Raw genomic sequence first — 12,673 nt, 5'->3', positions numbered from 1 at the left:
TCGTCGGTCCGCTCTGGCCCGCGTGTTGCCACGCGGGCCCGAGCGCTTGGTGTTCTCCGGTCACCGGGACGGGAGCCCCGGGACCGCGGTGGCCGGATCACCCGAGCCCAAACCCGAAGGCTCAGGCGTCCTGAGCGACCTCGGCCGGCTGCTCGGCGGTGGCAGCGGTGTCGCCGGCCTCCGCCTGGTCCTGGACCGCCTCGGCGGCCTGGTCTGCGTCGTCGTTCTGCTCGGCGTCGGTCAGCTCGACATCGTCGGCGGACGTCGCCTCAGCGTCCTCAGCGTCCTCGGCCTCGTCGGCCTGGGCGCCACGGCCCAGGCGCTCGGCCTTGCGGGCGTCCTGCGCCGCACGGGCCTCGGCCATCGCCTCGGTCTTCTTCTTGTGCGGGCCGAGAACCATGATCATGTTACGGCCGTCCTGCTTGGCCGAGGACTCCACGAAGCCCAGGTCCTGGACGTCGTTGGCGAGCCGCTGCAGCAGTCGGAAGCCCAGCTCGGGGCGGGACTGCTCGCGACCACGGAACATGATCGTGATCTTGACCTTGTCGCCCTGCTTGAGGAACCGAACGACGTGACCCTTCTTGGTGTCATAGTCGTGCGGGTCGATCTTCGGCCGGAGCTTCATCTCCTTGATGACCGTGTGCGCCTGGTTCTTGCGCGCCTCACGGGCCTTCATGGCCGACTCGTACTTGAACTTGCCGTAGTCCATGAGCTTGCACACCGGCGGCCGGGCGGTCGCCGCGACCTCGACCAGGTCGAGGTCGTACTCCTGCGCAAGCTCCAGCGCCTTGGCAAGCGGCACGATGCCGACCTGCTCGCCACTGGGACCGACGAGTCGCACCTCGGGGACGCGAATCCGGTCGTTGATGCGGGGCTCGGTGCTGATGGGGCCTCCTTGGTTGCACCTTCTGCGATGCGGCCGTCAGGGAGGCGGTCGCACGTAGTGGACTTCGACCACTGGGCGGGGCTTCATTCGTGCTGCGCTGCCGTCCGGTACTCCGAAGCACCGCGGCACGAAAAAAGCCCCGCTCGTCACAAGCGGGGCTCCACACATCCGGGGGCGGCGTCCGGTGAGGGACGCTGCTCGGCGACGCACGGCCTTGAGAGCTGCTGTCGCGGACCGGGACCCGTCGACCCGCAGGCCGATCAGGTGGGAGACTGTCGCGGTTGCCCTCTCGGGCCTCCTGGGTGGAGCCTCCACTTGCTGGCCGGGCACGGTGAAGCGCTCAGCCGGTCGTTAAGCCACTTTACACTACGGGCGAGAGCACTGTCTGCCGGTACCCTCCCAGGGGTACGGATCCACCCCGAGGGAATGAGCCTTCCTTGAGCAGCCAGCCCGACAACGCTTCCGAGTCCTTTGACGAGACCGTCGGGTACGACGACCTGACCCGCGACATCGCCGAGGTGCCGGCCGTCGAGGTGATCACCACCGTGGCGGTGCACCTGATGAGCGCGGCGGCCGTCAAGTGCGGTCTGGCCGAGGGCGGCGAGAAGGACAAGGACCTGGACGAGGCCCGCAAGCTGATCACCGCGCTGGCCGGCCTGGTGACCGCGGGCGCCCCGGAGATCAGCAACTTCCACGCCGCCCCGCTGCGCGACGGCCTGCGCTCGCTCCAGCTGGCCTTCCGCGAGGCCTCGATGGTGCCGGACGCGCCGGGCACCGGGCCGGGCGAGAAGTTCACCGGGCCCGTCTACTCCTGATACTCCTGAACCGCCGCGGCCGTCATCCGGCCTGGTAGAAACCGCTGCCCGTCGGCCGTGCGCCGGCGGGCAGCAGTGCGAGGTCCAGGCCCCGGGTCAGGCGCACCCGCAGCACCGGGTCCGCCGCCAGCGCCGCGGCCAGCCGCTGGGCCAGCGCGGGCACGTCGGCGCCGTCCGCCGGCTCGAGCCCGAGCACCACGTCGGTCGTCCCGCCCGGGGTCAGCTCGGCACGGAGCACCTGCGGCTCGCCGGCCAGCAGCGCGCGCAGCGCGTCCAGCACCTCGGGGTCCTGCACCGGCGGCAGCCAGACCCGGTTCTCGGCCACTGCACGCATCCGGGCACCGGTCAGCTGGTAGGTCACCGGACCGGCCGGGTCGATCAGCAGGGTGTCGGCCCGCTCGGCGTAGGCCGTCATCACCGCCTGCGGCGCGTTCACCGGCGCGGGGCGGGCGTCGGCCTGCCAGGCGGCCAGCGAGGCCAGCGAGGTGAACGCGGGCAGCGCCCGGCGCCCGTCGGCCGCCTCGATCACCGGGACCGCCATGTCGCTGGTCTTCTCGTGCTTGAGGCCTGCCGCGTCCGTCTCCACCTCACCGAGCAGCGCGACGATCGGCACCATCAGGCGGGCCTGGCGCAGCGCGGCCAGCAGGGCCGGCTCGGCCGCGCCCTGCTGCTGCGACCAGTCGGCCAGCGCCCGGGCGAGGGCCGGATCGGCGCTGCCGTCGTCGGCGGCGAATCCGGGATTGGGAATGTTCTTACCGTCCACCCGGCGAGCCTAGCCGCTGGCCGGGCGCCCTCGAACCGTGCCGTGCGGCGCCGTGCGAAGCCTCTTTGCGGCACACCTATACCCAGCGGTAGCACCGCTGTGGCACGCTGCGCCCATGACGAGCTCACCGGACGCCGACCGAGCACGCTTCGACCGGGCCACCGCGCAGTTGACCGCCCCGCTGGCCATCGTCGACCTGGACGCCTTCGACGCCAACGCCGCCGATCTGGTGCGCCGGGCCCAGGGCAAACCGGTCCGGGTGGCCAGCAAGTCGCTGCGCTGCCGGGCCCTGCTGGAACGCGTGCTGGCCGGGGACGGCTTCGCCGGGGTGATGAGCTTCACGCTCGCCGAGTCGATCTGGCTGACCCGGGCCGGGGTCCAGGACGTGCTGCTCGCCTACCCCTCGGCCGACCGCGCGGCCTTCGCCGAGCTGACCGCCGATCCGAAGCTGGCGGCCAACATCACCGTGCTCGTCGACGATCCGGCGCAACTGGGCCTGATCGACGCCGCACGCGGCGGCGAGGAGCGGGTGCGGGTCTGCCTGGACCTGGACACCTCGCTGCAGCTGCTGGGCGGCCGGGTGCGGGTCGGCGCGCGGCGCTCGCCGCTGCGCACGCCCGAGCAGCTGGTGGCGCTGGCCGAACTGGTGCGCCGCCGGCCCGGGTTCGCGGTGGTCGGGCTGATGGCCTACGAGGGGCACATCGCCGGGGTGGGCGACTCGGTGGCCGGCCGGCCGGTGCGCTCGCGGGTGATACGGCTCATGCAGGCCAGGGCGCGCGCCGAACTCGCCGAGCGGCGCGCCGCGGTGGTGCGGGCGGTGCGGCAGGTGGCCGAGCTGGAGTTCGTCAACGGGGGCGGCACCGGCAGCGTGCAGAGCACGGCGGCCGAGGCCGCGGTGACCGAGGTGGCGGCCGGCTCCGGGCTCTACCTGCCCCGGCTCTTCGACAACTACCAGGCGTTCCGGGGCACTCCGGCGGCGCTCTTCGCCCAGCCGGTGGTGCGGCGCCCGGGGGTGGGCGTGGTGACGGTGCTCGGCGGGGGCTACCCCGCCTCCGGTCCGGCGGGTGCCGACCGCTCCCCCGTGCCCTATCTGCCGACCGGCCTGCGCTACGACCCCCAGGAGGGGGCCGGCGAGGTGCAGACGCCGCTGCTCGGCTCGGCGGCGGACGACCTGCTGGTGGGCGACCGGGTCTGGTTCCGGCACGCGAAGGCCGGCGAACTGTGCGAGCGCTTCGCCGAGTTGCACCTGGTGGCGGGCGACCGGCTGGTGGCCACGGTGCCGACCTACCGGGGCGAGGGGCGCACCTTCCTGTGACCGGACGCGCCCCGCCGCCGGGGGGAGGCAGCGGGGCGCGCGATCGGTGAGCCGAGCCGGCGTCAGGTGCTGCTGCCACCCGCCGCGTTGCCGCCGCCACTGCTGCCCGCGGGGGCGGCGTAGTCGGTGATCCCGCTGACGATGGTGTCCATCTGCGAGACGGCCGGGGCCTTGTCGGCGATGTCGAAGCCGAGCCGGACCGCGATCAGGCTCTTGCCGTCCGCGGTGGGGAAGACCACCGACTCCACCGTGCCGTTGTTGCCCTGGGCGGCGGTGACCTGCCAGCGGACCAGGTAGCCCTTGCGGCCGTCCACGGTGACCGCCCCGGACTTGAGCTCCTGGTGGGACTTGCTGCCCGGGTAGGAGGCGTCCACGGCGGTCTGGATGTCCTTCTCGGCGGCGGCCTGCGGGTCGGTGCCCTGGAGTTCGGCGGTGTTGACGCCGCCCAGCGAGCAGACCTGGTCCGCACCGCTGCCGCCGCCGGAGCCACCGCTGCCACCGGAGCCGCCGGAGCCGCTGCCGCTGGAACCCGGGCACTGGTACTGGCCGACGGTCAGGAACGCGGTGCCGTCATTGGCGGTGCCGCCCTGCCAGCCGCTCGGGACCGGCAACTGGATGTTGCTGTTCAGGTCGGCGGCCACGGTGCCCTGCCCGCTGCCACCGCCGCTGCCGCCGCCCGGCAGCCCCGGGAAGCCCGGGAAGCCGGGCAGGCCGCCCAGCCCGCCGCCGCCACCGCTACCACCGCTGCCACCGCTGCCACCGCTGCCACCGCTGCCACCGCTGCCGCTGCCACTGCCACCGCTGCCGCCCGAACCGCCGCCGCGCTGGCGCCCGGTCCCGTTGTGGTTGCCGTTGCCGTTGCCGTTCGGCTGGGAGTTCTGCTGCTGCGGGGCTGCCTGCACCTGGGCGGACGAGTCGTGGTGGTCCGTGGCCAGGTAGGTGACGCCGGAGCCCACCGCGAGCCCGAGCACGCCGGCCACCGCCGCCGCGACCAGCACCGGGCGGCTCATCCGCTTGAAGACGGAGGGCTTGCGGGGCAGCGGCTCGCCGTACAGGGCGCCGCTGGGGCCTGGCTCGGCGGGCGGCTCGGGGAACCGCACCGTCCCGTTCTCCAGCACCTCGCCCTCGATCACCCGGGCGCCGTCGAGCACGACGGTCTGCTCGATGCCCTCGCCCTCGGGGACGGGCTCGACCCCGGAGACGGTCTCGGCATCGGAGGCGCCCGAGGCGCCTGGACGGGTGGTGGCCGTCCAGCCGGTGCCGTCCCACCAGCGCTCGGTCCTGGGGTCACCGTCAGGGTCCTGCGGGTCCGGGTACCACCCGGCCGGAATCTTCGTATCGCTCACACCAGGAAATGTATGGGCAGGCGGATAAACGCGATATCAACTGAACGCCACAATCGGGTCGATTCGGATGAGATTACGGTGAGAGGGCTGATCGGACCCCCGAAAAGTGGAACGACAACGGTCACCACTGCAGCCTTTGGATCTCCGTCCGATATGCGGTTCACTTCCCTGCAGGGCACCCCCTCGATCACTCCCCGCGTTCAGGAGACGACCGCGATGGCCGGCCACACCGAGCACCCGCACACCCACACGCACGACGACCACGAGCACTCCCACGACCACGGCGAACAGGGCGGACACGGCCACGGCGGGCACGGGCACGGCGGACACGGCCACGGCGGGCACGGGCACGGCGGGCACGGCCATTCGCACGGTGTCGCGGCCGACGCCGACCGCCGCTGGCTGACCAGCGCGCTGGCCCTGATCGTCGTCTTCATGGCCACGGAGGTCGTGGTCGGCTTCGCCGCCGGCTCGCTGGCGCTGATCTCGGACGCCGCGCACATGCTCACCGACGCGGCCTCGATCGTGCTCGCCCTGGTGGCCATGCGGCTGGCGGCCAAGCCGGCCCGCGGCGGCTATACCTACGGCCTCAAGCGCGCCGAGATCCTCTCCGCCCAGGCCAACGGCGTCACCCTGCTGGTGCTCTCCGCCTGGCTGGGCTACGAGGCGGTCACCCGGCTGATCTCGCCGCCGCAGGTCGAGGGCGGTCTGGTGCTGGTCACCGCACTGGTCGGGGTGGTCATCAACATCGCCGCCGCCTGGTGCATGTCCAAGGCCAACCGCAGCTCGCTCAACGTCGAGGGCGCCTTCCAGCACGTGCTGACCGACCTCTACGCCTTCATCGCCACCGCCGTGGCCGGCGCGATCATGCTGACCACCGGCTTCCTGCGGGCGGACGCGATCGCCTCGCTGATCGTGGTGGCGCTGATGCTGCGGGCCGGCATCGGCCTGGTCCGCGACTCCGGGCGGATCTTCCTGGAGGCCGCCCCGGCCGGCGTCGACCCCGACGCGCTGGCCGACAGCCTGGTGACCACCCCCCTGGTCGAGGAGATCCACGACCTGCACGTCTGGGAGATCACCTCCGGGCAGCCGGCGCTCTCCGCGCACATCCTGGTCACCCCCAGCGGCGACTGCCACGCCGTGCGGCGCGACCTGCAGCGCCGGCTGCGCGAGGAGTACCGGATCACCCACGCCACCCTGCAGGTGGACCACCTCGGCGAGGACGACGACCAGCAGCTGCTGCAGATCACCGACTCCGCCGAGGCGCTGGCCGCCGAGCACTGCGCCGACTCGCACGGCCCCGTCCACCGGGCCGGACCGCATTCGCACTGAGCGGGCCCCGGCGACCGGCCGGAATGATCGGCACACCGCCCGCGTTGCGCCGATCATGACGACTGTTCTGCGTTACGCGGCTTTCACCACCGACCCCGCCGGCGGCAACAAGGCGGGTGTGGTGCCGGACGCCACCGGCCTGACGGACCAGCAGATGCTGGCCCTCGCCGCCGAGCTGGGCTACTCCGAGACCGCCTTCCTCACCGCCGTCCCCGGCACCGCCGACCGCCGCTACCAGGTGCGGTACTTCGCCCCCACCCTGGAGGTCCCGTTCTGCGGGCACGCCACCGTCGCCGCCGCCGTGGCGGTGGCGCACGCCGAGGGCCCCGGCGAGCTGGTCTTCGAGACGAAGGCCGGCACCGTGCCGGTCCAGGTCGCCGAGCAGGACGGCGTGCTGCACGCGACCCTGACCAGCGTCGAGCCCAAGGTGCTGCCGATCGGGGCCGAGGAGGTCGAGCAGGCGCTGGCCGCGCTCGGCTGGGCGGCTGCCGATCTCGACCCGGAGCTGCCGCCGCGGATCGCCTACGCGGGCGCCCACCACCTGGTGCTCGCCGTGCGCACCCGCGAGCGGCTGGCCGCCCTGGCCTACGACTTCGACGGGCTGGCGGCCTTCATGACGGCTCGTGACCTGGTCACCCTGCAGCTGGTCTGGCGCGAGTCCGAGACCGTCTTCCACGTCCGCGACCCGTTCCCGGTCGGCGGCGTGGTGGAGGACCCGGCCACCGGCGCGGCCGCCGCCGCGTTCGGCGCCTACCTGCGGGAGCTGGGCGGGGCCGGCGAGTCGGCCGAGCTGACCCTGCACCAGGGCGAGGACCTGGGCAGCCCCGGCCTGCTGCGGGTGAGCCTGGTGGCCGGCGACTCGCGGGTGCGGGTGACCGGCGCCGCGGTGCCGCTGCCGGAGGCCGCGAGCTGAGTCCCGGTGTCGGGTTGGGGGGTTGTCGGCGCGGTGCGCGATGATCGGGGCGTGACCGCACCGCGCCTGATGCTCCTCGACACCGCCAGCCTCTACTTCCGCGCGTACTTCGGCGTCCCGGAGTCCGTGAAGTCCCCCGACGGCGTTCCGGTGAACGCCGTCCGGGGCCTGCTGGACTTCATCGCCCGCCTGGTCCAGGACCACCGCCCGGACCAGCTGGTGGCCTGCATGGACGCCGACTGGCGGCCGCAGTGGCGGGTGGACCTGATCCCGACCTACAAGACGCACCGGCTGGCCGCCGAGGGCCCCGGGGTCGGCGCGGGCGCCGAGGAGGTGCCCGACACCCTCTCGCCCCAGGTCCCGGTGATCGAGCAGGTGCTGGACGCCCTCGGCATCGCCCGGGTCGGCGCGCCCGGCTACGAGGCCGACGACGTGATCGGCACCCTGGCCACCCGGGCCGCTGGGCCGGTGCGGATCGTCACCGGCGACCGGGACCTGTTCCAGCTCGTGGACGACGCCCGGCAGGTCACCGTGGTCTACCCGGTCAAGGGCGTCGGCGCCGCCCAGATCATCGACGAGGCCGCCCTGCGCGAGAAGTACGGCGTCACCGGCAGCGAGTACGCCGACATGGCGGCGCTGCGCGGCGACCCGAGCGACGGCCTGCCGGGCGTCAAGGGGATCGGTGAGAAGACCGCCACCCAGCTCATCCGCGAGTACGGCGACCTCGCCGGCATCCGCGCAGCCGCCGCCGACCCCTTCTCCAAGCTCACCCCGGCCCGCCGCAAGAACATCCTCGAAGGCGCCCCCTACCTCGACGTCGCGCCCACCGTCGTCCGCGTCGCCACCGACATCCCGCTGCCCGACTTCGACGCCGCGCTGCCGCGCGAGCCGCTGGACCCGATGACGCTGGAGGAGCTGGCCACCCGCTGGGGCCTCGGCAGTGCGCTGGAGCGGGTGCTTGCGGTGCTGACGCGCTGAACCGGTGGCGGAGTTGTGCAGCCAGCTCCGGCGGCGTTGTGCAGACATCTTTTTGCCGAAGAATGGTCGACCCGCGTTCTTCCGGTCGTACCCACCGGTAGCTACGGTTCCGGCTGTCATGCACAGCTGACCCCTTCTCAGGAGCCGTACTCCCATGACCCTGCGCCGTACCGCCGCCGCGCTCTGCTCGGCCGCCGCTGCGATCACCCTGCTCGGCGGCTTCGTGCCGCAGGCCGCCACGGCGGCCGGCGCGCCGGCCGGCAGCACGCTGTCGGTCCTCACCTGGAACGTCGACCTCGGCACCGCCGTGGTCGACTGGAGCCAGAACGAGAAGGCCAGCACCCGGACCCCGGTGATCGAGTCGATCGTCCGCCAGCACAGCGCCGACGTGGTGGTCCTGGACGAGCTGTTCAACAACTCCTCGATCAGCGACATCAACAGCAAGCTCGCCGACCTCTACCCCTACCGCACCCCGGTGGTCGGCGGGACCTGCTCGGGCGGCGGCTGGACCGGGACCAGCGGCAACTGCTCCAGCTCCCCGTTCGTGATCAACGGCGGGACGATGATCCTGTCGAAGTACCCGATCACCGCCCAGTACCAGCACGTCTTCACCAACTCCACCTCCGGCACCTGGGACTACCACGCCGACAAGGGCGCGGCGCTGGTGCAGGTGGACAAGGGCGGCGTGAAGACCTGGGTGGCCGGCACCCACCTGCAGGCCGACGAGTCCGACGTCTCCACCGACACCACCCAGGCCACCCGGCTCGCCCAGCTCGGCGAGATCAAGTCCTGGGTGAACGGGATCGTGGGGGCCGGCGCCCCGGTGCTCTTCGGCGGCGACCTGAACGTGGAGTACTACAACGGCCAGGCGCGCGGCGACTACGCCAACGCCCAGGCGGCGGTGGGCGGGGTGCTCGGCTCGCCGGCGCTGGACCCGAGCCAGAGCCTGGCCACCATGGACTGCACGGTCTCGGCCTGGTGCCAGTACATGTCCGGGGTCGAGACCTTCCCGGTCGACTACCGCGACGACCTGGACTACCTCGGCTACCTGAACGCCCCGGGCCGCCCCGTCCCGCTGGCGCTGCCCACCGTCGCGATCGACTTCGACCCGCAGGCCGGCTGGAGCGCCGGGCAGCTGGACACCAACGCGCCCAGCGACCACTACCCGGTCCAGGCCACCTTCCAGCTCGGCTGAGCGCCAGCCGCACCAGCCGTCGGCGGGGGCCGGATCACCGGCCCCCGCCGACCCGTCGTCAGCCCACCGACGAGTAGGCGATGATCCCGCGCCGCAGCGCGTCCACCGCCTTGCGCGCGGTGGTGCGCAGCTGGGCGTCCTCGCCGGCCGCGTCCTGGATCTGGCCGAGCACGTCGATCAGCTGCTTGGTCCAGCGCACGAAGTCGCCGGCCGGCATGTCGGCGTCGCGCAGCACCGCGTCCAGGCTGTGCCCCAGCGCCCAGCGGTAGGCGACCCAGGCGAAACCGAGGTCGGGCTCGCGCTGGCCGACGCCCTCGCTGGTGTTGATCCGGTGCTGCTCCTCCAGCGCGTCCAGGTGGCCCCAGATCCGCACCATCCGGCCCAGCGCCTGCTTGGCGTCGCCCTCCGGGAGCCGGGGCGCCGCCGCGTCGTCGGCCTGCCGGGACTCGTAGACCAGCGCCGAGGCGCAGGCGGCGAGCTCGGCGGCGGCCAGGTCCTTCCAGACCCCTTCGCGGATGCACTCCGAGGCGAGCAGGTCCAGCTCGCCGTAGAGCCGGCCCAGCCGCTTGCCCTCGGGCGTCACGGTGTCGCCGACCAGGTAGCCGAGGTCGGTGAGCAGGCCGCAGACCCGGTCGAAGGTGCGGGCGATGGTGTGGGTGCGCGAGCGCATCTTGCGCTCCAGCACCTCGGTGTCGCGGTGCAGGCGGTGGTAGCGCTCGGCCCAGCGGGCGTGGTTCTCCCGGTCGTCACAGCCGTGGCAGGGGTGCTGGCGCAGCTCGGTGCGCAGCCGGGCCAGCTCGCTGTCGTCGGCGGCGGCCGCGCGCCCCTTGCGGTAGCGCTCGGGCTCCAGGTGACCGGCCTTGGTGCGCAGCGCGGAGGCCAGGTCGCGGCGGGACTGCGGGCTGCGCGGGTTGAACGACTTGGGGATCTTGACCCGCTCGATGGCGACCACCGGGTGCGGGAAGTCGATCATCGCCAGCCGCTTGACCTGCCGCTCGGCGGTCAGCACCACCGGGCGCGGCCCGTCCTGGTAATCCGGGTGGCGGGTGGTGCGCGGGGAGCGGCTGACCGGCGGCAGGCCCGGGTCGATGACCAGCGCCAGCCCGGCGAACTTGCCGGTCGGCACGTGGATCACGTCGCCCGGCTTGAGCGCCTCGACCGCCTCGATGGCCGCCGCCCGGCGCTGGCTGCCGCCCTCGCGGGCCAGCTCGTTCTCCCGGTCCTTCAGCTGCCGGCGCAGGCTCATGTACTGCTCGAAGTCCCCGAGGTGACAGGTCATCGCCTCGCGGTAGCCCTCCAGGCCCTCCTCGTTGCGCTGCACCTGCCGGGAGATGCCCACCACCGAGCGGTCCGCCTGGAACTGGGCGAAGGAGGTCTCCAGCAGTTCGCGCGAGCGGTGCCGCCCGAACTGGCCGACCAGGTTGACGGCCATGTTGTAGGAGGGCTTGAAGGAGGAGCGCAGCGGGTAGGTGCGGGTGCCGGCCAGCCCGGCCAGCGCCTCCGGGTCCAGGCCGCGCTGCCAGAGCACCACCGCGTGGCCCTCGATGTCGATGCCGCGCCGCCCGGCCCGCCCGGTGAGCTGGGTGTACTCGCCGGGGGTGATGTCGGCGTGCATCTCGCCGTTCCACTTGACCAGCTTCTCCAGGACCACCGAGCGGGCGGGCATGTTGATGCCCAGCGCCAGCGTCTCGGTCGCGAAGACGGCCTTGACCAGGCCCTTCAGGAAGAGCTCCTCGACCACCTCCTTGAACCGGGGCAGCATGCCGGCGTGGTGGGCGGCCACCCCGCGCTCCAGGCCGTCCAGCCACTCGAAGTAGCCGAGCACGTGCAGGTCCTCGTCGGGGATCGCCGCGCAGCGGTCCTCCACGAGGGTGCGCACCTGCGCCCGCTCCTGCTCGTTGTTGAGCCGCAGCCCGGAGGTGAGCACCTGCTGGACGGCGGCCTCGCAGCCGGCCCGGCTGAAGATGAAGGTGATCGCGGGCAGCAGGCCCTCGGCGTCCAGCCGGTCGATCACGTCGACCCGGCCCGGGGTCCAGACCCGCCCCGGACGGCCGCCTCCCATCGAGCGGCCGCGGCCGCGCCCGGCGAAGCGGGGGTTGCGGTCGGCCTCCGAGCGGGCCAGGCGGACCAGCTCGGGGTTGACCGCCTTGGCCGGGTTCTTCTGGCTGAACTTGGGGCGGCCGTCCACGTCCGGGTCGGAGAACAGGTCGTACATCCGGTTGCCGGCCATCACGTGCTGCCACAGCGGGACCGGGCGGTGCTCGGAGACGATCACCTTGACGCCGCCGCGCACGGTGTCCAGCCAGTCGCCGAACTCCTCGGCGTTGGAGACGGTGGCCGAGAGCGAGACCAGCGTGACGGACTCCGGCAGGTGGATGATCACCTCCTCCCAGACCGCGCCGCGGAAGCGGTCGGCGAGGTAGTGCACCTCGTCCATCACCACGTAGCCGAGGCCGTCCAGGGCGCGCGAGTTCGCGTAGAGCATGTTGCGCAGCACCTCGGTGGTCATCACCACCACGGGCGCGTCGCCGTTGACGGAGTTGTCGCCGGTGAGCAGACCGACCTTGGCGGCGCCGTAGCGCTTGACCAGGTCGGCGTACTTCTGGTTGGACAGCGCCTTGATCGGGGTGGTGTAGAAGCACTTGCGGCCCGAGCGCAGGGCCAGGTGGACGGCGAACTCGCCGACGATGGTCTTGCCGGAGCCGGTGGGCGCGGCGACCAGGACGCCGTCACCGGCCTCCAGCCGCTCGCAGGCCTCCAGCTGGAAGACGTCGAGCGGGAAGTCGTACAGCTCCCGGAACTCGTACAGGGCGGTGGCCTGCTCCTGGCTGCGGCGGCGGGCGGCGGCGTAGGCCTCGGCGGGGCTCAGCGCGTCGTCGTCGGGCAGGGCGCTGCTCATCGGCGTCACCTTCTTCTTCCCGTGGTGATGGGTCGCAGACGGTGACGCCTGCGGCTGCGGGGCCGGCTCCTCGGACTGGGCCGAAGGGGGCGCGCAGCTGGTGTGGTCGGTGTGGTGTTCCAGCATCTCAGCCTGAGATTACCCGGCAGGGCTGACATTGATCGCACCGTTTTCCCGACCTGTACCGATCACCCACGCTCCCGACCGATCCCCGCCGAGCGTCTTCGATCA

Annotated in this window: 10 protein-coding genes; 6 read left to right on the top strand and 4 right to left on the bottom strand. The window is 72.8% G+C overall.

All coding sequences use genetic code 11. The features are described from left to right. Positions 1-121: 121 nt before the first annotated feature. On the bottom strand, positions 122-886 hold the full coding sequence (infC, locus tag OG500_RS30580) for a translation initiation factor IF-3 (RefSeq protein ID WP_327071746.1): 765 nt from the start codon (positions 884-886) through the stop codon (positions 122-124). Between the two features lie 437 nt (positions 887-1,323). Here infC and OG500_RS30575 point away from each other — a divergent pair, with 437 nt between their 5' ends. Further along, entirely contained in the window at positions 1,324-1,701 is a 378-nt protein-coding gene (locus tag OG500_RS30575) for a DUF1844 domain-containing protein (RefSeq protein ID WP_327070065.1), read from the top strand. A gap of 22 nt (positions 1,702-1,723) precedes the next feature. Here the strand turns inward: OG500_RS30575 and OG500_RS30570 are convergent, their stop codons facing one another. Next, positions 1,724-2,464 carry an SseB family protein gene (locus OG500_RS30570; protein ID WP_327070064.1) on the bottom strand — a complete coding sequence of 247 codons (741 nt, stop codon included), beginning with the start codon at positions 2,462-2,464 and terminating at the stop codon, positions 1,724-1,726. Positions 2,465-2,579: 115 nt separating this feature from the next. On the opposite strand from OG500_RS30570, the gene OG500_RS30565 reads away from it, so the two are divergent. After that, the gene (locus OG500_RS30565; protein WP_327070063.1) at positions 2,580-3,779 is read left to right on the top strand and encodes an alanine racemase; all 1,200 of its coding nucleotides are present in this window, start codon (positions 2,580-2,582) and stop codon (positions 3,777-3,779) included. Between the two features lie 62 nt (positions 3,780-3,841). On the opposite strand, the gene OG500_RS30560 is transcribed toward OG500_RS30565, so the two are convergent. Beyond that, a complete protein-coding gene (locus OG500_RS30560) occupies positions 3,842-5,125 on the bottom strand; it encodes a DUF2510 domain-containing protein (protein WP_329584719.1) in 1,284 nt (427 codons plus the stop codon). Positions 5,126-5,341: 216 nt separating this feature from the next. Here OG500_RS30560 and OG500_RS30555 point away from each other — a divergent pair, with 216 nt between their 5' ends. The 4 genes from OG500_RS30555 (at position 5,342) to OG500_RS30540 (ending at position 9,543) form a co-directional block, all read left to right on the top strand. After that, positions 5,342-6,457 (top strand): cation diffusion facilitator family transporter, encoded by a 1,116-nt coding sequence (locus OG500_RS30555; RefSeq protein WP_329587834.1) that lies wholly within the window; start codon positions 5,342-5,344, stop codon positions 6,455-6,457. 55 nt (positions 6,458-6,512) lie between these two features. After that, entirely contained in the window at positions 6,513-7,370 is an 858-nt protein-coding gene (locus tag OG500_RS30550) for a PhzF family phenazine biosynthesis protein (RefSeq protein ID WP_329584715.1), read from the top strand. Positions 7,371-7,439: 69 nt separating this feature from the next. Next, positions 7,440-8,348 (top strand): 5'-3' exonuclease, encoded by a 909-nt coding sequence (locus tag OG500_RS30545; protein ID WP_327071744.1) that lies wholly within the window; start codon positions 7,440-7,442, stop codon positions 8,346-8,348. A gap of 154 nt (positions 8,349-8,502) precedes the next feature. After that, a complete protein-coding gene (locus OG500_RS30540) occupies positions 8,503-9,543 on the top strand; it encodes a sphingomyelin phosphodiesterase (RefSeq protein WP_327070060.1) in 1,041 nt (346 codons plus the stop codon). A gap of 58 nt (positions 9,544-9,601) precedes the next feature. On the opposite strand, the gene OG500_RS30535 is transcribed toward OG500_RS30540, so the two are convergent. Further along, a complete protein-coding gene (locus OG500_RS30535) occupies positions 9,602-12,442 on the bottom strand; it encodes a DEAD/DEAH box helicase (protein ID WP_329584710.1) in 2,841 nt (946 codons plus the stop codon). Positions 12,443-12,673: the final 231 nt, after the last annotated feature.

The sequence above is a fragment of the Kitasatospora sp. NBC_01250 genome (assembly GCF_036226465.1).
Classification (GTDB): domain Bacteria; phylum Actinomycetota; class Actinomycetes; order Streptomycetales; family Streptomycetaceae; genus Kitasatospora.
Note: the sequence above shows the minus strand (reverse complement) of the source record. Positions and strands in the feature narration are given on the sequence as shown.